Here is a 21,442-nt window from a genome sequence, read left to right as displayed (position 1 = left end):
TTGCTCGACGAACCGTCGATGGGTCTCTCGCCGATCATGGTCGAGAAGATCTTCGAAGTGGTGCGGGCGATTTCGGCTGAAGGCATGACCGTGCTGTTGGTCGAGCAAAACGCACGTCTCGCGCTGCAGGCGGCGAATCGCGGCTACGTGATGGACTCGGGGCTGGTGACGATGTCCGGTGACGCGAAGCAGATGCTCGATGATCCGAAGGTGCGGGCTGCTTACCTCGGTGAATAAGCGCTGAACGGAATGAGTGGTTGAAACAGCCACTCTGACCAGCGCGAGAAAAGGCCGCATGCATCGTTTGATGCATGCGGCCTTTGTTATTTCCGACGCACCTCACTAACGAGGGTGACGCGGGCGGTCAACCAGCCGGCACTAAGCAGCGGACGGTGACGTTGTCTCTGCTGGCAGCACAGGCGCGGCGGCGTCTGCGAATTCACCCAGCCGTTTGCCCATACTGATCACAGCATCCGCCCGATACCCCAGTGCCTCATAAAACGCGCGGATATCTTCCTTCGCCGAGAGCACCTGCAGATTCACTTTCGGACAGCCACGCGCGGTCAGCGCCGCCTCTGCATGTGCGACCAGCCGCTTGCCGATGCCATGCCGTCGATACGCCGTATCCACCGCGAGCGAATACATCCAGCCGCGATGGCCGTCATAGCCCGACATCACCGTGCCGACCACACGTCCGTCGACTTCGGCGACAAAGAACAGCTCCGGCTGCGTCGTCATCTTGTTGGCGATCGACAGATGCGGGTTGCGCTGCGGCCTCGTCACGTCCCGGTACTCGGGAAACGCTTCTTGCCACAACGCGACCACGACATCGGTATCGCCGGCTTCGAAGCAGCGAATCGCGAGTGGTGTGGCCGTCGTTGTCGTCATATGCACTCCAGGCGAATTACAGGGTGTCGAGAATCGACCGCAGCATTGCCATCATCTGGTCGATTTCTTCGTTGGTCACGTTCAGGGCCGGCATGAAGCGCAGCAGGTTCGGACGCGCTGCGTTCACCAGCAGGCCGTCCGGCTGCAGGTTGCGGGCCTTCTCGACAATCTGGTTCCCGATGTCCTTGCCGAGCAGCAGCGCGCGCAGCAGCCCTTCGCCGCGTTCGCCTTCAAAGCCCCGCTCTTCCGACAGTTCGAGAAGCTTGGCGCGCAGATACTCGCCGCGTGCCCGCACGCCTTCGAGGAAACCCGGCGCGGTCAGTTGCGAGATCACCGAGTAGCCGACCGCTGTCATCAGCGGATTGCCGTTGTAGGTGCCGCCCTGGTCGCCCGCTTCGAACACTTCGACCGCCGCCGTGCAAAGCAGCGCCGCGAGCGGCACGCCGCCGCCGATCCCCTTGCCGAGCGTCATGATGTCCGGCTCGATGCCCGACAGCTCATACGCGAACAACGTGCCGGCACGGCCGCAGCCGCTTTGCACTTCGTCGACGATCAGCAGGAGGTTGTGCTTCTGCGTCAGCGCGCGCAATTGCTGCATGAATTCGCGCGTCGCAGGAATCACGCCGCCTTCGCCCTGGATTGGCTCGAGCATGACCGCTACGGTCTTGCCGTTGATGAGCTTCTCCACCGACGCGATATCGTTCAGGTCAGCCTTCGGGAAACCCGGCACTTGCGGTGCGTAGATCGTGTCCCAGCCCGGCTTGCCGCTTGCCGACATGGTGGCGAGCGTACGGCCGTGGAAGCTGTGATCGAACGTGATGATCTCGTAAGCGCCGTCCTTGTGTTTCCTGCCCCACTTGCGGGCGAGCTTTATCGCGCCTTCATTTGCTTCCGCACCGCTGTTCGTAAAGAACACCTTGTCGAAGACGCTATGCTCGGTGAGCAGTTGCGCGAGCTGGGCCATTGGGCCGTTGTAGAACGCCGGCGACGGATTGATCAGCAATTGCGCCTGCTTGTTGAGCGCTTCGATCATGCCTTCGTTGCAGTGCCCGAGACTGTTGACGGCCCACCCCTGGATGAAATCGAGGTATCGCTTGCCGGTGTTGTCGTAGATCCACGAGCCCTTGCCGTGCGTGAAAACGATCTCGGGCCGGTTGGTGATGTACATCAGCGACTCGACGGGGTACTCATTGAAATTCATGGCGTCAGGCTCCGGGCGTTGCAGGGGTGAAGGAACAGTAAAAAGGGGACGAAGAAAACAAAAAGCCACGGCATGCCGTGGCTTTCATGATTCGAACTACATGCGCCTGTCTGGCGCGAATCCGTGACAAAGCCGGCGGCGTCCCTAAGGGAGCAGCGAGCGGCGACGTCGGAGTTCGGACTGGATGCGGTTCATGCGCGAAAGAATACGACAACGCGAGCGCCGGTGTAAACCATGAATTTCGTCTGCGGCGGATTTTTTTGTCCCGCCGCAGACGGCAAACCCGCCATGCACTTCATATGGGCGACGTTTCGCCGGGCGATGTTCGCTGGTTAAACCGGGTTCGCGAGGTCGGCTGCGCTCGTGAAGGAATCCGCATAAAACTCGTCTTCCGGCAGGCCGTGGTGCAGCGTGAAATCGCGCTGCGCCGATTCGACCATCACCGGTGCGCCGCAGGCGTACACCTGATAACCCGACAAGTCTGGCAGGTCTTCGATGACGCTGCGATGAACGAAGCCGGTGCGGCCGGTCCACGCGTCGCTCGGGTCCGGCTCGGAGAGGACGGGCACGAACTTGAAGTTCGGGATCTCACGCGCCCATTGCTCGGCCAGCTCCAGCAAGTAGAGGTCTTTCTTGCGGCGCGCGCCCCAGTACAGCGTCATGGGCCGGTCGAGATTCTTGAATACCGCGTGTTCGACGATCGCCTTCAGCGGCGCGAAGCCGGTGCCGGAGGCGAGCAGCACGATCGGCTTGGCCGAATCTTCACGCAGGAAGAAGGTGCCGAGCGGTGCCTCGAAGCGCAGGATGTCGCGCTCTTTCATGGCGCTGAAGACGTGATCGGTGAACGCACCGCCTGGCATATGGCGGATATGCAGCTCGATCGGGCCTTCCACGTGCGGCGCATTCGCCATCGAATAGCTGCGGCGCTTGCCGTCCTTCAGGATGAATTCGAGGTACTGGCCGGCGAGGTATTGCAGACGCTCGTTGGCTGGCAATTGCAGTTTCAGCACGACGACGTCGTCAGCCTTGCGCTCGATGGCGTTCACGCGGCACGGCAGCTTCTTGACCTGCACGTCGCCGACACCCGCGACTTCGCGGATATCGATCTCGAGGTCGGTGCACGGCGTCGCGCAGCAGAAGAGCGCCATGCCACGGGTCTTTTCATCGTTCGACAGCGCCGACGAAGAATGCTGGCGCTGCTCGACTTCACCGCTGACCACGGTGCCTTTGCAGGAGCCGCATGCGCCGTTCTTGCAGCCGTACGGCAGGCCGACACCTTGGCGCAGGGCCGCAATCAGCACGGGTTCATCGGGTTCTACCTGAAACTGCCGGCCGCTTTGCCGGAGCGTTACATTAAATGCCATAGCGTGTTCGAGTTCTGAGAGTCGGTAATCGGTGCGAGCCGCCCTTGACGGCTACAATGCGTCCACCATGAAAGCCACACGAAACTTGCGCCGCCCGCGCGTGCTCATTGTGGGCTGCGGCGATGTCGGCATGCGTTGCGTCGCGCTCTTGCAGCCACGCGCGCATCTGTTTGCGTTGACCACCCAGCCGGCCCGTAGCGCCGAATTGCGCGCAGCGGGCGTAACGCCGCTGATCGGCGATCTCGATAGCCGCCGCAGTCTGAAGCGGCTCGCGGGCCTCGCGCCGACCGTGCTGCATCTGGCCCCACCGCAAAAAACCGGCGACGACGACCGCCGCACGCGTGCGTTGCTTGGCGCTCTAAGCGCGCGCCGCATCCGGCCCGCACGCAGTGCAGTGGCGCCGGTAGCGCGTCTGCGCCATCTTCGCGGTGCATGGATGGAGCGGGAAGCAGCCGATATTGTACCCGACAGGGTACGGCGCACCGCCGCTGCGCGGCCGCCCGTGCGCATCGTCTACGCCAGCACGACCGGGGTGTACGGTGACTGCGGCGGTGCGCTGATCGACGAGACGCGTACGGTGCACCCGGCCAACGCTCGGGCGAAACGGCGCGTCTCGGCCGAGCGGCAATTGCGGCGCGCCACCGTCCGCGGCACGTTCGCCGCGAGCATCGCGCGCATCCCCGGTATCTACGCGGGCGATCGCCTGCCGCTCGCGCGGCTCGAAAAACGCACGCCCGCGCTGGTGGATGCCGACGATGTCTACACCAACCATATCCACGCCGACGATCTTGCCGCGATTCTGGTGCGCATGATGAGACTCGGGCGGCGCGGGCGGGTGATCCACGCGTCGGACGACACGACCTTGAAAATGGGCGAGTACTTCGATCTGGTGGCTGACGCGTACGGTCTCGAGCGAGCGCCACGCATCACACGTGCGCAAGCCGAAACCCAGATCGAGCCGATGATGCTGTCGTTCATGCGCGAATCGCGGCGACTTGTGAACGAGCGGATGAAGCGCGAGTTGCGAGTGCAACTGCGCTATCCGACGGTCGCGGATTTTCTGCGGTTCAGGTGAGAGCCGGCAGCGCTTCCAGCAGCAGGAAGCACAATACCGCGCCGATCAGAGCGCCGATCAGGCTCGGATGATACTTGTGCCGCAGGCGTATCACGACCAGCACAGCGGCGACCAGGACCGCCGCTATACAAATCAAACCAAACATCGCGGCCGGCATCTCGAACGAAGAATTGATGACCATGGCACACCTCCCTGAAACCTTTGTAGTCGTTGTTTAATCGAGTATAGAGCGACTTTTTCAGAAGGGCATGCTGCGACGCAGCGCAAAAGGAGGGGTATCGACGGTCGTGTGTGCGTTGCCACGCCCAAGGTGCCAGATGCCACGGGGCTTTGGGGCCCACGACCGAGCGATTACCGGTTTACCCGCTCCGTAAAGATCCGAGGTCGGCCTCGTCAAGCCATTGCCATGCGCCGACGGCCAGCGTCGCGGGCAAGCCGAGGCCGCCGATCCGCTCACGATGCAACGCCTCGACGCGGTTGCCGGCCGCGGCGACCATGCGCTTGACCTGGTGGTACTTACCTTCGAGCACGGTCAGTTCGAGCGCGTGCTCGCCGCGCGCGTTCGCGCTGACGGCGGCAATCGGTTTGGGCTCTCCATGCAGCAGCACGCCCTCGCGCAGCGCGCCGAGTTGCGCCTCGTCGAGCGGATGGCGAGTGGTCGCAAGGTAGACCTTGGGCACCTTGCGTTTGGGCGAGGTGAAGGCGTGGACGAACTTGCCGTCGTCGGAGAGGAGCAGCAGGCCGGTGGTGTCCTGGTCGAGCCGGCCGACGCATTGCACGCCGCGCTCGGCGAATTGCGGCGGCAGCAGGTTGAACACGCTCAGATGATGCTGCGGCTCGCGCGAGCATTCGTAACCGGCGGGTTTGTTTAGCAAGAGGTATGCGTGCTCGCGGTACGGCCAGGCGATGCCGTCGACGCTAAAGGTGAGCGTCTCGGTTGAGACATCGGCATCGGGATCGGCGTGGAGTGCGCCGTCGATCGTCACGTGGCCGTCGGCGATCAGCGTGCGGCATTGACGTCGTGAACCGAAACCCTGGGTGAAGAGAACGCTTTCGAGATTCATGGGGGCGAGAGAACGGCAGGGCGACATGCTGGCGACGGACCGTGTAGTCCGCCGCCTCGCGTATATTCGCGTGCATTCTACCCGGCGCGCGTCGCCACCCTGACTGCTTTACCTTTACTGCACGCCCGCGCGCCGCTCCACAAAACGCCGTACATAATCGTCAGCCGGTCGAGTGAGGATCTCGTCCGGCGTGCCTTCCTGCACCAGCGTGCCGTCACGCAGGATCGCGATGCGATTGCCGATGCGCAGCGCCTCGTCCAGATCGTGCGTGATGAACACGATGGTTTTGTTCAGCGTCGCCTGCAACTGCAGCAACTGGTCCTGCATTTCGGTGCGGATCAGCGGATCGAGCGCGGAGAACGCTTCGTCCATCAGCAGCACGTCGGTGTCGGCGGCGAGCGCCCGGGCGAGCCCAACGCGCTGACGCATGCCGCCCGATAGCTCGTCGGGATAGTGCTCGCCGTAGCCGTCGAGGCCTACCTTGCCGAGCCACGTGCGCGCTTTCTCGTTGGCCTGGGCTTTGCCCTCGCCACGAGTGCGCAGCGCGTAGGCTGTGTTGTCGAGCACGGTCTGGTGCGGCAGCAGGCCGAAGTTCTGGAACACCATGCTGACCTTGTAACGGCGCAACTCGCGCAGGCCCTGCGGATTGAGCTTGATGACGTCCGAGCCGTCGATCACGATCTCGCCCGCGGTCGGCTCGATCAACCGGTTGAAGTGACGCACGAGCGTCGACTTGCCGGAGCCTGAGAGGCCCATGATCACGTAGATTTCGCCCGAGCCGATGTTCAGGCTCACATCGTTCAAGCCGACGTTGCAGCCGGTCTGCTTGAGCACATCGGCCTTGCCCTTACCGCTTTTGAGCAGGTCGAGCACGCGCGCGTGCCCGGTTTCGGGGCCGAACAGCTTGTACACGTGCTTTACTTCTATCGCTGCCATGTCTGTCTCCTTCGGTCCCATGCAGGGTGGTTGTCGCTTCTCTGATTCCGTGGCGGTAGCCGTGGCCGGATTGCTGAGCCTGACGACTACTTCGCCGCACGGGTTTCGAGCCCGCTCTGACCCGCTTCGCCGTGGCTATCCGCGCCGTCCGTATCCGCCTCGGTTGCCGCGACCTTGTACGGCACGCGCGACACCGACTTCGCCCTGCGGCGCAACGCCAGCAGTCGCCGCGTGCGGCGGTCCTGTCCATACCCCTGACTGATGCGGTCGATCACAATCGCCAGAATCACGATCGCAATCCCGGCCTGTGTGCCCTTGCCGACATCGAGCGTCTGGATGCCCGCCAGCACATCCTCGCCGAGTCCGCGTGCGCCGATCATCGAGGCGATCACCACCATCGACAGCGCCATCATCGTCGTCTGGTTGATGCCGGCCATGATGCTCGGCCGCGCGAGCGGCAACTGCACGTTGACCAGCAACTGCCAGCGTGTGGTGCCGAAGGCGCGGGCGGCTTCGACCACATCGGCATCCACGTGACGGATGCCGAGATCGGTCAGACGGATCAGCGGCGGCAGCGCATAGATGATGGTGGCGAGAATCGCCGGCACCTTGCCGAGGCCGAACAGCATCAGCACGGGGATCAGGTACACGAAGCTCGGCAGCGTCTGCATGATGTCGAGCACCGGCAACAGGATCCGCCTTAGAAACGCGCTGCGCGACGTGAAGATGCCGAGCGGCACGCCGAGCACCACCGACAGCACGGTCGCCACCAGCATCAGCGCGAGCGTCTCCATCAGCTTGTCCCACAGCCCGAAGCAGCCAATCGCATACAGCAGCAGCACGAAGAATGCAGCGATCGGCAGACGCCGCGTCGCATTCCACGTGATCGCGCCGACCGCGAGCAGGATCATCCACGCGGGCGTGGCCCGCAGCGCGCCTTCGAGCGGCACTAGCAGATAGCGCAGCAGTGCGATGCTGAAGTTGTGGAAGCTGTCACCGTGCGCGGTGACGAACGACTGGACGACGTCGTTCACCCAGTCGGCAATCGACAGATGCAGAAAAAAAGAATGCATGATCAAACCTCCGATGTGCGTGAACGGGTGACGTAGGGCGTCAGCCGTTCAGCGCAAAGCGTCGTGAGTTCGTCGGAGAATCAGGCGCCTGCGAGCGAGGCCTGGACTCTCTGGGCCACGTCGTTCGGGACCCACGGTTTCCACATTTCCGGATGGTCATGGAGGAACTGCTTCGCCATCGTCGGACCGTCGATCTTCTTGCTGGTCATCTCGAGGATGGTCTGGTTCAGGAAGTCCATCGAGAAGCTGACCTTACCGAAGGCCGCCATCATCTCGGGCTCGGCCTGATAGAACGGCGTCGATACACCGACCTTCAGATGCGAGACCAGATACGATGACGCGCACTGCGAGGTGCTGCTATCGGCACGCAGCGTCTTCCAGCAATCGGCGTTGAACGGCGGCATCTTCAGTTGCACGAACTTATATTTGGCCATCAGCGCCGCCGGTTCCCAGTAGTAGAACAGGATCGGCTTGCCACGCTGATACGCGGATGAGATGGCCGCGTCGAGCGCCGCGCCGGTGCCGGGGCGGAAGTTCGTATAGCTGTCGTCGAGATTGAGCACTTTCAGCAGACGCGTGTTCACGCGTTCGCAGTCCCAACCAGCGGGGCAATTCAGGAAGCGGCCCTTGCCCGGTTCTTCGTCGTCCTCAAAGAGATTCTTGTACTTCGGCAGATCGGCGACCGAGGTCAGGTTCGGTGCGACCGGTTTGATGCCGCGCGCGGGGTCGCCCTTGACGACGTATTCCGGCACGTACCAGCCTTCGTTGGTGCCGCCCGGCAGCGTATCGCCGATCAACTTGACCTGGCCGTCCGCGACGCCTTTGGCAATGATTTCCGAGCGACCCGTCCACTGTTCGCCCCAGACCTGCAGGTCGTTACGCGCGAGGGCCGTTTCGGTCGCGGCGGTGCTGCCCGGCACGGTATCCGTTTTGCAGCCGTAGCCTTTCTCGGCGATATAGCGCAGTACTTCCGAGGTGAACGAGCCGCTTTCCCAAGTGACGCCTGCAAAGCGCACGGTCTTGCCGCTTGAGCACCAGGTGCCCGCGTGCGCGGCGGCCGGAAAGAGGGCGCCCGCGGCGAGCGCCACGCAAGCTGTGCGCATCCAGGTTTTCATCTGCATTGTCTTGTCTCCAATTGGTTTTTAGTTTGTGCCTCGGCAGAGGCGTCAGGCGTAGGTACTGCTAGAACTCTGTGTCGCTGCGAGCGCGGCCTCGTCGAGCGCGAGACCGAGACCCGGTTCGTCGGAGAGCGTGAGCCAGCCTTCGCTGTCGACGTCGATGGGTTGCGTCAGCATGAAATCGCGGCGCTCGATCGACCATTCCGGCGGGTCGCAGGGGAACTCGATGAAGGGCGCCGATGCGGCGCCCGCCGTCAGATGAAGATTGGCCGCGAGTCCGATGCCGTTGCCCCACGTGTGCGGCGTGAACACCTTGCCGCGCGCTTCGACCGCCTGCGCGAGCTTGCGTAGTCCTTCCATGCCGAGCGAACAGGCGACGTCGGGTTGAAACACGTCGAGGCAATCGCGTGCGAGCAGCTGATCGAACTCGTAGCGCTCGCGGGTCATCTCGCCCCCGGCGATGCGCATGCCGGTGCTGCGGCGCAGTTCGACATGGCCGTCATAGTCGCCGCGATGCAGCGGCTCCTCCATCCAGTAGACGCCGTGTTTTTCGAGCTCACGGGCGACTTCGAGCGCTTCGCTCACTGACCACGGCGCAGCTGTGTCCCACGGCATGCGCCAGCCCTGGTTGCAGTCCACCATCAGTTCAAGACGGTTGCCTACCGCATCGCGCACAGCGGCGAGCGCGTCGAAATCGTCGGCGAGGCTTGGACGGCCGAAGCGGATTTTGAGCGCCGGAAAGCCGCGCTCGGCGACCTGCAGCGCCATCTTGGCCATCTCGTCGGGATGCCGGTGCACGCCGCCTGAAGCGTAGGCGCGAATGCGGTTGCTACGACCACCCATCATCTTCCAGCACGGTTCGCCGCGAATCTTGCCGGCCAGATCCCACAGCGCGATATCGAGCGGCCACGGGCGGCCGGCGTGAAAGCCGATGTTGTCCAGCACAGCGCTATGGCGCCCGAGGGCGAGCGGATCGGTGCCGACGAACAGGTGCTGGTAGTCCGCGAAGCCGTACATCGCATCGCCGGAGCCGATGCCCACGTGACCTGCGTCGTCATGAACGCGCACGATGGTGGCGGGAAATTTGCGCCGCGGCTGGCTATCCCAGGAGGCGGGGAACGGCGGATCGAGCTCCAGCTGGTGGTGCGTGATGTCAATCCGGCTGATGCGAGGTGTCTCAAAACTCATGGGCGTTCCTGGGACGAATGCCGCAATGCCGCATGAGGCGGCGCGATTGGATTAGGAATGACGTCATGCTATGGACGTGGCACGAGCAACTCAATCGCTTCAATTAAAGTAAATGACTGCATGCAATGTCGTGCGATTGAATGCGTATGATGCGAATGACACCCATGGCCTCGATGCCAGTGGGAAGGAAACAGGAAGGAGACCGTCGCACTATGGCGATGAACGCGTGGCTGCCCAGGATCGAAGCGGGCAGCGATCCAAAATACCAGGTCATTGCGCGAGCTTTCGCGCAGGCCATCCTCAACGGCCAACTGCCGGCGGGCGAAAAGCTGCCACCGCACCGGTCGCTCGCCAGCGAATTGCACGTCACCACCGGCACGATCAGCCGTGCGTATGCGGAGCTGGAACGGCAGGGGCTGGCGAACGCGCGCGTCGGCGACGGCACGTATGTGGCGCAGGCGCGGGCTCGTGAGATGTCGTCGGGTACCACCGCGCGTGGCGCGTTACGTCCTGGGATGCCGCCAGCGCCGGCCTTGATCGATCTCGGCCAGAACGTGCCGCAATCGACGGGTGAAGCAACGGCGCTATGCGTCACGCTGCGTGAAATCGCCAACGACGAACGCCTTGCCGCTGAGTTGCTGCAATACGCGCCGGAAGCCGGCTCGATGCGGCATCGGCTGGCGGGCGCGGCATGGCTGGGACGCGCCGGCAGTCCGGCGAGCGCGTCGCGCGTGCTGGTTACGCAAGGCGCGCAGCATGCGTTGGCTTCGGTGCTGCGCGCGGTCGCCCGGCCGGGCGATACCGTGCTGGCCGAAGTGGTCAGCTATCCGGGGATCATTGCGTTGGCGCGGCAACTGCGGCTGCACCTGGTCGGGGTCGAGATCGACGCCGAAGGTCTTGTGCCCGCTGCGCTCGAACTGGCGTGCAAGTCGCTTCATCCGCGCGCGATTTTTTGCGTGCCCACCATCCACAATCCGACCACTGCGACGATGTCGAGCGAGCGGCGCGATACCGTCGCCGATATTTTGCAGCGACACGGTGTGCTGCTTATCGAAGACCTGGTACCGGCGATGTTGCTCGAGGCGCCGCCTGAGCCGCTCGCGACGCGTTTGCCGGATCAGTCGTTTCTGATTGCGGGCTTGTCGAAATCGGTCGCGCCGGGGTTGCGGGTAGGGTATCTGCAAGCGCCGCCTGCATGGTGTTCGAAGATCGCGGCGGTGATTCGCAGCGACTGCTGGATGACCGCGCCATTGATGGCCGAAGTGGTGTCACGCTGGATTGAAAACGGCGAGATGGAGCGGTTGAATGGCTTGCAGCGCGCGCATATCGAAACGCAGCACGAAGTAGCGAACGAAGTGCTCGATGGGGTCGCCTACCGGCACGCGGCGACGAGTTCGCATCTGTGGTTGCCGCTGCCTGAACCGTGGCGTGCCGCGGAGTTTGCTGCGGCGTTACGGCACGAGGGAGTGCTGGTTAAGACTGCTGACAGTTTTGTGATTGGACGCAATGCGGCGCCGCATGCGATTCGGGTGTGCATGACGGGTGCTCCGTCGCGCGAAGCGCTGTTGCGAGGGTTGTCGATTATTCGCACTACGCTCGATCACGGGCTTGAGAGTGGGATGGCGTCGTTGTATGCGCCATGAGCGCCAGGCCGTAGCGGGTACGTCACACCAGTTACACGAATAACAGCGCAAGAAGCGGAGCGTACCGCCCGCCGCAAACCGCGACGATGACCTCCTTGAAACAGGAGGTCATCAATGCGTGTCCCTTTCCCCCATCCCGCCGTCAGACTACCGGCCGCGTTCCAGCGGCTTGCGTGGTCGAATCTCGTTGCGCAGTCGGCCGAGCAGATCAGCCTCGCTGCTGCGCCGCTCGTTGCAGTTTTCGCGCTCGGTGCAAGCGCGCGAGAAACGGGTTTGCTGCAGACTGCCCAGACGTTGCCCTTCCTGTTGCTGTCGATTCCGTTCGGGGTGTGGGCCGATCGTCGCTCGCGCCGGACCTTGATGGCGCTCGCTGAAGGCATGCGCGTGATCGCCATGCTGAGCGTGCTGCTGCTGGTGATCTCGCATGAATTGACCTTGCCTTGGCTCGCTGCGCTCGGATGTCTCGGCGCGACCGGCACGGTGGCGTACAACGTGGCGGCGCCATCGCTGGTGCCGTCGTTGGTGTCGCGCGAGTCATTCGCAGCCGCGAATGGGCGGCTCGAACTGGCACGCAGCGTCGCGTATTCCGCTGGGCCTGCGCTCGGCGGCATGCTGGTGGGCTGGATCGGCGCGGGCTGGGCTTATGGCTGCGCGGCCGGACTGTCGGCATTGGCGGTCGCACTGCTGGCAGGGCTGCGTGAGCCGCCGCGCGCACTGACCGGGCAACGTCACTTCTTGCGCGAACTGCGCGACGGTACCCGCTTCGTGTTGCGTGATGCCTTACTGCGTCCGATGATCGCCACGGCCGTGTTTTTCAATCTCGGCTTCTTCATGTTGCAGGCGGTGTATGTGCCGTATGCGGTGCACCGGCTTGGACTGACGGCGTCGGCCGTGGGCGTGACGCTCGGTGCGTATGGCGTCGGCATGGTGTGCGGGGCACTGGCGGCACCGTCGATTGCGCAGCGGCTGCGGTTTGGGCGCGTGTTGACGATTGGTCCGTTTTGCGGACTGCTCGCTTCTCTCGTGATGGTGGCAACGCTGATCGTACCGTCGTTCTGGTTGGCAATGCTAAGCTTCTTTCTGCTCGGTGTGGGGCCAATTCTCTGGGTGGTCGGCTCGACCACCTTGCGCCAGGCCATCACGCCCGATGGGATGATGGGACGTGTTTCGGCCATCAACAGCACGGCAACCTATGGCGCGCGGCCGCTCGGCGCGTTGCTGGGCGCTGGGGTCAGCGGGCATTGGGGAATGGAGGTGTGTCTGGTGATGGCAGCCGCTGCTTTTCTCGCGCAGGCGCTGATCATTGTGGGGTCGCCAGCAGCGCGGCTCGAAGCGGTTCCCGACGGGGCGGCGATGGGGTAACTTGCCTGCAGGATCCGGCGGCGATAGCGTATGCGTAGCGACGCCGTGCACGGTTGCGTGGTGAGTATTGCGATTGACTCACCACGCATGCCACGTCGTGCTGAACCGCACGCGCCGCGCGTCGCGGGCTCGTCCCAGTGCGTGGGTCACATCGGACAGGCTAAAATATTTGGCTTTGCCGGGTCAGACCGCACGTTTGTCCGGGTGACCGATATCCGTACACAGAGACACACTGAGGCGCAATTTTGAATAGTCCACAGCAGCAAGAGGGCCTGAAGCGCGGGCTGAAAAATCGTCACATCCAGCTTATCGCGCTGGGCGGGGCGATCGGCACCGGCTTGTTCCTTGGTTCAGCTAGCGTGTTGCAGGCGGCCGGCCCGTCGATGATTCTTGGCTACGCGATTGGCGGCATCATCGCATTCATGATCATGCGGCAGCTCGGCGAGATGGTCGCGCAAGAACCGGTGGCGGGTTCGTTTAGCCACTTTGCCTACAAGTACTGGGGCGATTTCCCCGGCTTTCTGTCGGGCTGGAATTACTGGGTGCTGTATGTGCTGGTCAGCATGGCAGAGTTGACGGCCGTGGGGACCTACGTGCATTTCTGGTGGCCCGGTGTGCCTGCCTGGCTATCGGCGTTGGTGTGCTTCGTGGGCATCAACGCGATCAATCTGGCGAACGTGAAGGCCTACGGCGAGACTGAGTTCTGGTTTGCGATCATCAAGGTGGTGGCGGTGATCGGCATGATCCTGTTCGGCGGCTATCTGCTGATTAGCGGCCACGGTGGTCCGCAAGCGTCGATCACTAACCTGTGGGCCGACGGAGGCTTCTTTCCGCGCGGTTTTCATGGGCTCTTCATGATGCTGGCCGTGATCATGTTTTCCTTCGGTGGTCTGGAACTGATCGGCATCACGGCGGCCGAGGCGGATGAGCCGCGCAAGAGCATTCCGAAGGCCGTGAATCAGGTGATCTACCGGATTCTGATTTTTTACATCCTCTCGCTGGTGGTGCTGCTGTCGCTGTATCCGTGGAATCAGGTGGCTGCCGGCGGCAGTCCGTTCGTGATGATCTTCTCGCAGATCGGCTCGACGCTTACGGCGAATATCCTCAACATCGTGGTGCTGACGGCCGCGCTCTCGGTCTACAACAGCGGTGTGTATGCGAATAGCCGCATGCTTTATGGCCTCGCGGAGCAGGGCAATGCACCGCGCGCGCTGATGAAGGTCGATCGTCGTGGTGTGCCGTATCTGGCGATCGGCTTGTCCGCGCTGGCGACATTCGCCTGCGTGATCATCAATTACCTGATCCCTTCTGAAGCGCTCGGTGTGCTGATGGCGCTGGTAGTTGCCGCGCTGGTGCTGAACTGGTCGTTGATCAGCCTCACGCATCTGAAGTCGCGCAAGGCGATGGTGGCGGCAGAGCAGACGCTGGTGTTCAAGTCGTTCTGGTTTCCGGTCAGCAACTGGATCTGCCTTGCGTTCATGGCAATGATTCTCGTGATTCTTGCGATGACGCCGGGGTTGTCGGCTTCGGTGTGGCTGGTGCCGGTGTGGTTGCTGGTGATGTGGATGGGTTATGTGGTGAAGCGGCGGCGGGCGGGGGCGAGTGTTGGCGCTACGCGATGATGGTTGGGGTGGCGCTCGATGGACTCACTGTTGTGCTGCGCCTTCATGCGCAGCACAACGCCGACCGCTGCCTCGCCACGTAGAAGGTGGAAGACAAGATGTGGATCGTTATCCGCTTTGGAACGCGTCAAGCGAACCTCTACGAACTGCCTGGCTTTTGGGGGAGTAATGCGGGAGGAAGTACTGGTGCCCAGGGCCGGACTCGAACCGGCACGCCTTGCGGCGGGGGATTTTGAGTCCCCTGCGTCTACCTGTTTCACCACCTGGGCTTGTCTTGCGACACGCGCGCAAAGGATGCACGCGGCGGGAAACGCAGATTATGGCCGAAATTGCGGTTCCGGGCAAGTTGCGCGCCAACTGCCTCAAACCGTCCGCGAAAACCGCTCCATGGTTTGCTGCCTGAGATACCGGTCGAACACCATCGCGATGTTGCGCACGAGCATCCGTCCGGCTGTCAGCACTTCGAGCTTGCCACCGCCTATCGACACCAGTCCATCCTCGGCAAACTCGCGCAGGCGTTCCAGCTCCGGCGCGAACGTCTCGGCAAAGCGGATGCCATACGCTGCGTCGAATTCATCGAAGCGCAGTTCCAGATTGCACATCAGTTGCGTGATGATGTCACGGCGTAGGCGGTCGTCGGCGGTCAGGCGCACGCCGCGCGTGAGCGCGAGGTGCCCGGCGTCGATCGCGGCGTCGTAGTCTGCCAGGTCTTTGGCGTTCTGCGCGTAGACGTCCCCCACCTTGCCTATCGACGACGCCCCAAAGCCGATCAGATCGCATTCCGCACGCGTGCTGTAGCCCTGGAAATTGCGATGCAAGCTGCGCTGGGCTTGCGCGATTGCCAGCTCGTCGGTAGGCAACGCAAAGTGATCCATGCCGATGTACACATATCCCGCGCCCGTCAAACGCTCGACTACCAGCCTGAGGATCGCCAGACGCGCTTCGGGCGAGGGCAGCGCCGCGGCGTCCATCTGACGCTGCATCTTGAATAGCTTCGGCATGTGCGCATAGCCGAACACCGACAGCCGATCCGGCGCGAGCGCCAGCATGGTGTCGAGCGTGCGGCTGAAACTGTCGACCGTCTGATGCGGCAAGCCGTAGATCAGATCGACGCCGATCGAATGAAAGCTCACGGCGCGTGCGGCCTGCATCACCGAGGCGGTCATCTCGAGCGGCTGGATGCGATTGATAGCCTGCTGGACCATCGGATCGAAATCCTGCACACCGAGACTCAGCCGGTTAAAGCCGAGTTTGCGCAGATGGGCGATGGTTTCGGTGGATGCTTCGCGCGGATCGACTTCGATTGAAAACTCACCCAGCGCGTCAGGACTCAGCAAGAAGTGTTGGCGGGTGGCCGCCATCAGTTCGCTCATCTCATCGTGCGACAAAAACGTGGGCGTGCCACCGCCCCAGTGCAGTTGCGAAACCGGCCGCGCGGTATCGAAGCAGGCGGCCTGCAAGGCGAGCTCGCGCTTGAGTCGCTCGAGGTAAGGGCGGGCACGCGCGCGGTTCTTCGTTGCAATCTTGTTGCAGCCGCAGTAGAAGCACACGGTGTCGCAGAACGGGATGTGGAAGTACAGCGAGAGATCCGTTGCCGATGCGCCTGGATCAGCCGCGGCACGCAGATAGTCGGCGTGCTCGAAATCGTCGCGGAACTGAAGTGCGGTCGGATAGGACGTATACCGCGGGCCGTTTGCGCTGTACCTGGCGAGCAGGTCGGGACGGAAGAGGGTGTCGGCGGTGGTCATGGGCAGCTCGGTGGACGCCACGCCGGGAAGTACGGAGACACCTGTGGACCGGCAAGACCGGGTGGAACGTGACAGGCGCCTCTTGAGCGTGGCCTTAAGTAGCAGTCCAGTTTACGGGAGCGCTCCGGACCAGCCTTGCGTAATAAGGTCGCACGCCGTGCAATGGCACAATGCAGGGTTGGCGTGCCGCGGGCGCGCATTCAGTGGGTCGTAGGGCGTTTCAGGAAGAGTCTGGTGACTGTTGTCGAATCTCCGTTCAATGTAGCCGGTCATGCGTGCCGCCCGGATTGCGGGGCGTGCTGTATTGCGCCGTCGATCTCGAGCCCGATCCCGGGCATGCCGCACGGCAAGCCGGCGGGCGTGCGTTGCATCCAGCTCGGCGACGATCTGCGTTGTGCGATCTTCGGCGAGCCCGAACGGCCGGCGTGCTGCTCCGGTCTGCAACCGCAGGGCGAGATGTGCGGCACGACGCGTACTGAAGCGCTCACCTGGCTCACCCAGCTCGAAACGCTGACGCAACCCGCCGTGCCATCCGATCCCCGCAACGGGGCTGTTTCAACCGCAACCCGTTGCATGGGAATGGCATAAGAACTTTGCATTGGACCGGAGAACTTGCATGACCCAACCCGTTGCGCCGACCCGGCGCGGATTCCTGCTCATGGCCGCTGCGGCGGTGGGCATCACGGTGTCGCTGGCGGCTTGTGCGGCCTCGACGTTTCCGTTCATCCCGTCGCACTACACGTTCTCGCAGCAGCAGGTGCAAGAGGCCGTGCAGCGCAAATTCCCTTACCAGCGCACCATCTCGCAGGTGTTCCAGGTTCAGCTGGCCAACCCGGTGGTCGGCTTCCTGCCGGATACCAACCGCGTCTCGATCCGCCTCGACGCACACCTCGCCAGCCCGTTCCTGCAGGAGCCGGTGGATGGCGTGTTCACGTTGTCGAGTGAACTGGCCTATGACGAGGCCAGCAAATCCGTGGTGCTGAAATCACCGAACGTGGATAGCGTGAACGTCAGTGGCGGGGCTCAGGCCTACACGCAGCAGATCAATGCCGCCGCCGCGCTGCTCGCGACCCAGTTGCTGACCAACTATCCTATCTACACCTTCAAGCCGGATCAGTTGCAATTTGCCGGCGTGAACTACGAACCCGGTACAATCACTATCCTTACAAACGGCATACGCGTGCAGATCGTCGAGAAATGACGCGCGCGCGGCCGCCAGGGCCGCCGTGCGCCGCTTGTGTTCCGTGCGCCTAGCAAGCCCTGATTCGACAACTGTTGGCGATGAGGGGGAATAGATGGACTGGTTGCTCGCTTGCAAGGCGTTGATACTCGGCATCGTCGAAGGCCTGACCGAGTTTTTGCCGGTATCGAGCACAGGCCATCTGATCGTCGTGGGCAGCCTGCTCGATTTCACGGGAGAGCACGCCAAAACCTTCGATGTCGTGATCCAGCTTGGCGCGATTCTGGCGGTGTGCTGGGAGTATCGACGGCGGATCGGCGACGTTCTGACTGGCTTGCCGGCGCGGCCCGACGCGCGCCGCTTCGTGCTCAACGTGGTCATCGCGACTATCCCTGCGGTCTTACTCGGTTTGCTGTTCGAAAAGGCAATCAAGGACGCGCTGTTTTCACCCGTGCCGGTCGCATTCGCGCTGGTGGTGGGCGGCGTGATCATCCTGTGGGCCGAAGGGCGGCAGCGCGCACGCGGTGCCGTGCCGCCGCGTGTGCAATCGGTCGACGCGCTCACTCCTTTGGACGCCCTCAAAGTAGGCCTCGCGCAGTGTTTCGCGCTGATCCCTGGGATGTCGCGCTCGGGCTCGACCATTGTCGGCGGCATGCTGTTCGGTCTGGAGCGACGGGTGGCGACCGAGTTCTCATTTTTTCTCGCCATGCCGATTATTTTCGGCGCGACGGCGTATGAGCTGGTCAAGAGCTGGCATCTGCTGTCGGCGAATGCGCTGGGGATGTTCACGCTTGGTTTTGTCGCGGCGTTTGTGAGCGCCTTCGCATGCGTGCGCTGGTTGCTGCGCTACATTGCGGCCCATGATTTCACGGTGTTTGCGTGGTACCGGATCGGGTTTGGCTTGCTGGTCCTTGTCGTGGGATACAGCGATCTACTGGACTGGTCCGAGTGACGCTTGTCAGCTGCCGCTGCGCCGCTTGAACACCAGATCCCAGACTCCGTGACCAAGCTGCAGGCCGCGGCGCTCGAATTTCGTCACCGGACGATAGTCGGGGCGCGGCGCGTAGCCGTCTGCCGTGTTTTCGAGCGCGGGTTCCGCGCCAAGCACTTCGAGCATCTGCTCGGCGTAGTTCTGCCAGTCAGTGGCGCAGTGCAGATAGGCGCCGGGCTTCAGACGTGAGACGAGTAGCGCGACGAATTTCGGTTGAATCAACCTGCGCTTGTGATGACGCGCTTTGTGCCAAGGATCGGGGAAAAAGATGTGCACGCCGTCGAGACTTTCCGGCGCAATCATCTGCTCGAGCACTTCAACGGCGTCGTGCTGGATGATGCGGATATTCGACAGTTGTTGCTCGCCCATCAGCTTGAGCAAGGCGCCGACGCCAGGCTCGTGGACCTCGACGCCGAGGAAATCTTCGTCTGGGCGATGCGCAGCGATTTCGGCCGTGGTCGTGCCCATGCCGAAACCGATTTCCAGCACGCGTGCGGCTTCGCGGCCGAACACCGCGTTCCAGTCGGGTTGCTGCGGTTCGTACGGAATCACGAAGCGCGGACCGAATTCGTCCATTGCACGACGCTGACCGGTCGAGACACGCCCCGCGCGCGTGACGAAGCTGCGGATACGGCGGAAACGCAACGCTTCGTTCGACTCGTTCGACTCGTTCGATTCGTTCGATTCGTTCGATTCGTTCGCGTCGCCTACCGCGCCGTCGGCCGAAGTTGCGGAGGGTTCGTGGTTCGCTTCGCCGGGCAGGTCGGCTTGGTTCGGATCGTGGGTCATCTTCGATGGCTACAACGGTAGCGGCAAGGTAAAGGCGGTAAGGGCGGCATTGCGTGCACCGGAAGGCGCGACTGCATCGATAGCCGGCAGTGACCGCCGTCCCGTCAGTACGGCCAGTACAAAAAAGCCGCCTTCGTGGAGGCGGCTCTCGTGCTGGAATTCCGCTGAGGGTCAGCTGAATGTGGAGCGGGCGATGGGAATCGAACCCACGGCTCTAGCTTGGGAAGCTAGGGTATTACCATTATACGACGCCCGCAGAGCGCGCTATCTTACAGGGGTTTGAGGGATTTGGGGAGCCGGAATCGTGTTCAGTGGCGTGAAAAGTGTATCCACTTCGGAAATTCTTGCTGGCATCTCGGCGCAATGAGCGCTTCGACGCCAGCAGATCCATTTCGTCCCTCAATGGCCTGTGTGGCTCGTCTCAGAGCCGGGGTTCGCTATGTCCACCAGCGTTCGCGAGAATAGGTAGCGGACTAACGACGGGCAACAGCAGCCTGCTAGATTCAAGGAAACTGTTCTGAAAGCTTCGCTTTCAACGCTGCGAGGAACTGAGTGCCCTTTGCTGTCTGATCGTTCGCGCCCAATTGCCGGTAAATCGGTTCCACAGTTGCAATACTTGCATTCATCATCACGTCCGTGATTGACCCTGGCGCAATGGTGGCCAACTGGTCCGAGCTGGGTGCCGAGACGCCCGCGAGCGCCGCGGAGGCGTGCATCGCCACGTAAAATAACAAATTGTTTCGGTCCTTGGGCGCCAGGTCCTCGCGTCCACGAAGACTTGCCTGCGCAGTTTTCACGATCGTTGCCGCAACCAGATAGATTTGTATCGGCAGCTTTGCGCTAAAAATGCGGTTGTAATCCTCATCTTTCTTGATAAGTGACGAAGGGCGGGCACGGGCATCGTCGGGTCGCTGGAGAACAATGGACATCATAGCTTGGGCCATGAGCGCAATGCTTATGATTTTGTCGATAGGTCTGCCAAGCTGCTTTTGCGAGTTCTTTCGACGATCATAGTAGATTGAAAAAGGGACCAAAAATTCTTGGATGTCACGGTGGATTTTTTCCGTAGCGCGCAGAGACGCAGCTGGAATCGAAGTTTGGCTGTTCGTGGCCTTAATGATTCTGTCACGGCTGGCTGGTTCATTTGCTACGATCACCCGGACCATGACGCATCTTTCGTCGGCGTCTGTGTTCGCCCCGTGAAAGTAGTTGAAGATCTCCGTCGAGGTCTGCTGACCGTTGACAATCTGTGGGTCCTCAACTGTCAAGATTTTGCCGCCCTGAACTGCACGACTTGCCACCACCGTGACGCCGTTGTTTACGCGCGGCCGTGCTCAACCGGGCGAATGGTAAGTGCGAATATTGTGGTCAAGAAGGATTTCTACTGCCAAACGGAAAGCGATACATCGAGGCGCACCATATTATTAGCTTAGCCAATCAAGGTCCGGACACTATGGATAACGTCATTGGGCTGTGCGCCAACCACCATCGCGAGGCGCACTTCGGTAAGAACTCAAAAAAAGTGGAAAAGTTGCTGGCTGAGCGACTAGCAACAATACGGAGAAAGCACTGATTATGCTGGCCAGCTGGAATGGGTCAAAGATCGTCTTCCTTCCAGCCTCTCGCCAACTGCTGGTGGTATGCCGAGATCCTATCCCGATATGCTGCAGCCCGATCTGATTCTGGTCGCGGGAGTAATCTGAACAAGCCGTATTCGTAGTGAGGATCAAGCCCGTTGTGACAGGTATGGCAAAGGGTAATCAGGTTGCTCGCCTCAGTCGCACCACCGATAGCCCATGGCCGAATATGATGGACGTGCAGTTCGATATCGGTGTGGTCAGTCGGGCTTCTTCCACATACTCGACATCGAAAGCGATCTCGCTTGATGATTTCCATGCGAAGCTTCGGCGTTGGCGCCCTCTGCATTGCGGACGATGGAAGACATGCTGGTGAGGCGAACCCGTATTCCCCGACGCGAACCGCAGGGCTGGGCGTGAGCCACTCGGGAATCGAGGATTTGGCCAATTCCATTTCCACGACCGCATGTCCACCGAAATTGAGAAAGATTCCAAGATCTTCAGGCGTTAGCACTGCGAACCCGGGCTCCCCTATATCGCGCCAACGTTTCAGCATGCGGTCAGCATGGACTAGAGATGCCGCACGAAGCTCAATCCGTCGTTTTTCGTCAGCGTATCCCGTA

20 protein-coding genes, 2 tRNA genes and 2 pseudogenes are annotated in these 21,442 nt (G+C 62.1%); 9 read left to right on the top strand and 15 right to left on the bottom strand.

Features of this window, described 5'->3' with window-relative positions; all coding sequences use genetic code 11:
- A pseudogene (locus M0954_RS10190) lies at positions 1-237 on the top strand (ABC transporter ATP-binding protein); the annotation flags it as partial.
- 141 nt (positions 238-378) lie between these two features.
- Here M0954_RS10190 and M0954_RS10185 read toward each other — a convergent pair.
- The 3 genes from M0954_RS10185 to M0954_RS10175 form a co-directional block, all read right to left on the bottom strand.
- Positions 379-888 (bottom strand): GNAT family acetyltransferase, encoded by a 510-nt coding sequence (locus M0954_RS10185; RefSeq protein WP_133892311.1) that lies wholly within the window; start codon positions 886-888, stop codon positions 379-381.
- Between the two features lie 16 nt (positions 889-904).
- Positions 905-2,089, bottom strand: a complete 1,185-nt coding sequence (locus tag M0954_RS10180) for an acetylornithine transaminase (protein WP_297353002.1) — start codon at positions 2,087-2,089, stop codon at positions 905-907.
- Between the two features lie 332 nt (positions 2,090-2,421).
- Positions 2,422-3,453: a CDP-6-deoxy-delta-3,4-glucoseen reductase gene (locus M0954_RS10175; protein ID WP_297353000.1), complete on the bottom strand. Its 1,032-nt coding sequence runs from the start codon at positions 3,451-3,453 to the stop codon at positions 2,422-2,424.
- Between the two features lie 67 nt (positions 3,454-3,520).
- Between M0954_RS10175 and M0954_RS10170 the strand changes: the two genes are divergently transcribed.
- On the top strand, positions 3,521-4,528 hold the full coding sequence (locus M0954_RS10170; RefSeq protein ID WP_297352998.1) for an SDR family NAD(P)-dependent oxidoreductase: 1,008 nt from the start codon (positions 3,521-3,523) through the stop codon (positions 4,526-4,528).
- Here the strand turns inward: M0954_RS10170 and M0954_RS10165 are convergent.
- From M0954_RS10165 to M0954_RS10140, 6 genes are all read right to left on the bottom strand, one after another.
- Positions 4,521-4,709 (bottom strand): hypothetical protein, encoded by a 189-nt coding sequence (locus tag M0954_RS10165; protein ID WP_122153586.1) that lies wholly within the window; start codon positions 4,707-4,709, stop codon positions 4,521-4,523. The two genes, M0954_RS10170 and M0954_RS10165, sit on opposite strands and share 8 nt — an antisense overlap.
- Before the next feature lie 178 nt (positions 4,710-4,887).
- Positions 4,888-5,592, bottom strand: coding sequence for a pseudouridine synthase (locus M0954_RS10160; RefSeq protein ID WP_297352996.1), 705 nt, complete (start codon positions 5,590-5,592; stop codon positions 4,888-4,890).
- Between the two features lie 114 nt (positions 5,593-5,706).
- The gene (locus M0954_RS10155) at positions 5,707-6,528 is read right to left on the bottom strand and encodes a glycine betaine/L-proline ABC transporter ATP-binding protein (RefSeq protein WP_122153588.1); all 822 of its coding nucleotides are present in this window, start codon (positions 6,526-6,528) and stop codon (positions 5,707-5,709) included.
- A gap of 86 nt (positions 6,529-6,614) precedes the next feature.
- Complete coding sequence (locus tag M0954_RS10150) at positions 6,615-7,601, bottom strand: proline/glycine betaine ABC transporter permease (protein ID WP_297352995.1); 987 nt, start codon at positions 7,599-7,601, stop codon at positions 6,615-6,617.
- An 80-nt stretch (positions 7,602-7,681) separates the two neighbouring features.
- Positions 7,682-8,722 (bottom strand): ABC transporter substrate-binding protein, encoded by a 1,041-nt coding sequence (locus tag M0954_RS10145; protein ID WP_122153590.1) that lies wholly within the window; start codon positions 8,720-8,722, stop codon positions 7,682-7,684.
- A gap of 45 nt (positions 8,723-8,767) precedes the next feature.
- A complete protein-coding gene (locus M0954_RS10140; protein ID WP_297352993.1) occupies positions 8,768-9,907 on the bottom strand; it encodes a mandelate racemase/muconate lactonizing enzyme family protein in 1,140 nt (379 codons plus the stop codon).
- Between the two features lie 212 nt (positions 9,908-10,119).
- On the opposite strand from M0954_RS10140, the gene M0954_RS10135 reads away from it, so the two are divergent.
- The 3 genes from M0954_RS10135 to M0954_RS10125 all read left to right on the top strand — a co-directional run bounded on the left by M0954_RS10135 (position 10,120) and on the right by M0954_RS10125 (position 14,534).
- Positions 10,120-11,550: a PLP-dependent aminotransferase family protein gene (locus M0954_RS10135; RefSeq protein WP_297352991.1), complete on the top strand. Its 1,431-nt coding sequence runs from the start codon at positions 10,120-10,122 to the stop codon at positions 11,548-11,550.
- Positions 11,551-11,664: 114 nt separating this feature from the next.
- Positions 11,665-12,912 (top strand): MFS transporter, encoded by a 1,248-nt coding sequence (locus M0954_RS10130; RefSeq protein ID WP_297352989.1) that lies wholly within the window; start codon positions 11,665-11,667, stop codon positions 12,910-12,912.
- Positions 12,913-13,157: 245 nt separating this feature from the next.
- Positions 13,158-14,534 carry an amino acid permease gene (locus M0954_RS10125; RefSeq protein WP_297352987.1) on the top strand — a complete coding sequence of 459 codons (1,377 nt, stop codon included), beginning with the start codon at positions 13,158-13,160 and terminating at the stop codon, positions 14,532-14,534.
- A gap of 184 nt (positions 14,535-14,718) precedes the next feature.
- On the opposite strand, the gene M0954_RS10120 is transcribed toward M0954_RS10125, so the two are convergent.
- Together M0954_RS10120 and hemN are read right to left on the bottom strand one after the other, a co-directional pair.
- A tRNA-Leu gene (locus M0954_RS10120) sits at positions 14,719-14,803 on the bottom strand.
- 93 nt (positions 14,804-14,896) lie between these two features.
- Positions 14,897-16,282, bottom strand: coding sequence for an oxygen-independent coproporphyrinogen III oxidase (hemN, locus tag M0954_RS10115; RefSeq protein WP_297352986.1), 1,386 nt, complete (start codon positions 16,280-16,282; stop codon positions 14,897-14,899).
- Between the two features lie 234 nt (positions 16,283-16,516).
- On the opposite strand from hemN, the gene M0954_RS10110 reads away from it, so the two are divergent.
- The 3 genes from M0954_RS10110 (at position 16,517) to M0954_RS10100 (ending at position 18,414) form a co-directional block, all read left to right on the top strand.
- Positions 16,517-16,870: a YkgJ family cysteine cluster protein gene (locus M0954_RS10110; protein WP_123385578.1), complete on the top strand. Its 354-nt coding sequence runs from the start codon at positions 16,517-16,519 to the stop codon at positions 16,868-16,870.
- 28 nt (positions 16,871-16,898) lie between these two features.
- On the top strand, positions 16,899-17,483 hold the full coding sequence (locus M0954_RS10105) for a DUF1439 domain-containing protein (protein ID WP_123385579.1): 585 nt from the start codon (positions 16,899-16,901) through the stop codon (positions 17,481-17,483).
- Positions 17,484-17,577: 94 nt separating this feature from the next.
- Positions 17,578-18,414 (top strand): undecaprenyl-diphosphate phosphatase, encoded by an 837-nt coding sequence (locus tag M0954_RS10100; RefSeq protein ID WP_122153622.1) that lies wholly within the window; start codon positions 17,578-17,580, stop codon positions 18,412-18,414.
- A gap of 6 nt (positions 18,415-18,420) precedes the next feature.
- Here the strand turns inward: M0954_RS10100 and trmB are convergent, their stop codons facing one another.
- From trmB to M0954_RS10085, 3 genes and pseudogenes are all read right to left on the bottom strand, one after another.
- On the bottom strand, positions 18,421-19,242 hold the full coding sequence (gene trmB, locus M0954_RS10095; RefSeq protein ID WP_297352984.1) for a tRNA (guanosine(46)-N7)-methyltransferase TrmB: 822 nt from the start codon (positions 19,240-19,242) through the stop codon (positions 18,421-18,423).
- Positions 19,243-19,424: 182 nt separating this feature from the next.
- A tRNA-Gly gene (locus M0954_RS10090) sits at positions 19,425-19,498 on the bottom strand.
- Between the two features lie 247 nt (positions 19,499-19,745).
- A pseudogene (locus M0954_RS10085) lies at positions 19,746-20,549 on the bottom strand (AIPR family protein); the annotation flags it as partial.
- A 23-nt stretch (positions 20,550-20,572) separates the two neighbouring features.
- On the opposite strand from M0954_RS10085, the gene M0954_RS30335 reads away from it, so the two are divergent.
- On the top strand, positions 20,573-20,815 hold the full coding sequence (locus tag M0954_RS30335; protein WP_367279508.1) for an HNH endonuclease: 243 nt from the start codon (positions 20,573-20,575) through the stop codon (positions 20,813-20,815).
- Positions 20,816-20,838: 23 nt separating this feature from the next.
- Here M0954_RS30335 and M0954_RS10080 read toward each other — a convergent pair.
- Positions 20,839-21,442, bottom strand: a 604-nt coding sequence (locus tag M0954_RS10080) for an HNH endonuclease (protein ID WP_297352982.1), incomplete at its 5' end; no start/stop codon positions are given.

The organism is Paraburkholderia sp. (genome assembly GCF_026225065.1).
In the GTDB taxonomy this organism is placed as follows: Bacteria; Pseudomonadota; Gammaproteobacteria; order Burkholderiales; family Burkholderiaceae; genus Paraburkholderia.
This window is presented reverse-complemented; position numbering and strand designations above follow the sequence as displayed.

What these genes read in the sequence shown, in the direction of transcription:
- M0954_RS10185 (WP_133892311.1), bottom strand. Translation starts at nt 888, where the DNA reads ATGACGACAACGACGGCCACACCACTCGCGATTCGCTGCTTCGAAGCC.
- M0954_RS10180 (WP_297353002.1), bottom strand. Translation starts at nt 2,089, where the DNA reads ATGAATTTCAATGAGTACCCCGTCGAGTCGCTGATGTACATCACCAAC.
- M0954_RS10175 (WP_297353000.1), bottom strand. Translation starts at nt 3,453, where the DNA reads ATGGCATTTAATGTAACGCTCCGGCAAAGCGGCCGGCAGTTTCAGGTA.
- M0954_RS10170 (WP_297352998.1), top strand. Translation starts at nt 3,521, where the DNA reads ATGAAAGCCACACGAAACTTGCGCCGCCCGCGCGTGCTCATTGTGGGC.
- M0954_RS10165 (WP_122153586.1), bottom strand. Translation starts at nt 4,709, where the DNA reads ATGGTCATCAATTCTTCGTTCGAGATGCCGGCCGCGATGTTTGGTTTG.
- M0954_RS10160 (WP_297352996.1), bottom strand. Translation starts at nt 5,592, where the DNA reads ATGAATCTCGAAAGCGTTCTCTTCACCCAGGGTTTCGGTTCACGACGT.
- M0954_RS10155 (WP_122153588.1), bottom strand. Translation starts at nt 6,528, where the DNA reads ATGGCAGCGATAGAAGTAAAGCACGTGTACAAGCTGTTCGGCCCCGAA.
- M0954_RS10150 (WP_297352995.1), bottom strand. Translation starts at nt 7,601, where the DNA reads ATGCATTCTTTTTTTCTGCATCTGTCGATTGCCGACTGGGTGAACGAC.
- M0954_RS10145 (WP_122153590.1), bottom strand. Translation starts at nt 8,722, where the DNA reads ATGCAGATGAAAACCTGGATGCGCACAGCTTGCGTGGCGCTCGCCGCG.
- M0954_RS10140 (WP_297352993.1), bottom strand. Translation starts at nt 9,907, where the DNA reads ATGAGTTTTGAGACACCTCGCATCAGCCGGATTGACATCACGCACCAC.
- M0954_RS10135 (WP_297352991.1), top strand. Translation starts at nt 10,120, where the DNA reads ATGGCGATGAACGCGTGGCTGCCCAGGATCGAAGCGGGCAGCGATCCA.
- M0954_RS10130 (WP_297352989.1), top strand. Translation starts at nt 11,665, where the DNA reads ATGCGTGTCCCTTTCCCCCATCCCGCCGTCAGACTACCGGCCGCGTTC.
- hemN (WP_297352986.1), bottom strand. Translation starts at nt 16,282, where the DNA reads ATGACCACCGCCGACACCCTCTTCCGTCCCGACCTGCTCGCCAGGTAC.
- M0954_RS10105 (WP_123385579.1), top strand. Translation starts at nt 16,899, where the DNA reads ATGACCCAACCCGTTGCGCCGACCCGGCGCGGATTCCTGCTCATGGCC.
- M0954_RS10100 (WP_122153622.1), top strand. Translation starts at nt 17,578, where the DNA reads ATGGACTGGTTGCTCGCTTGCAAGGCGTTGATACTCGGCATCGTCGAA.
- trmB (WP_297352984.1), bottom strand. Translation starts at nt 19,242, where the DNA reads ATGACCCACGATCCGAACCAAGCCGACCTGCCCGGCGAAGCGAACCAC.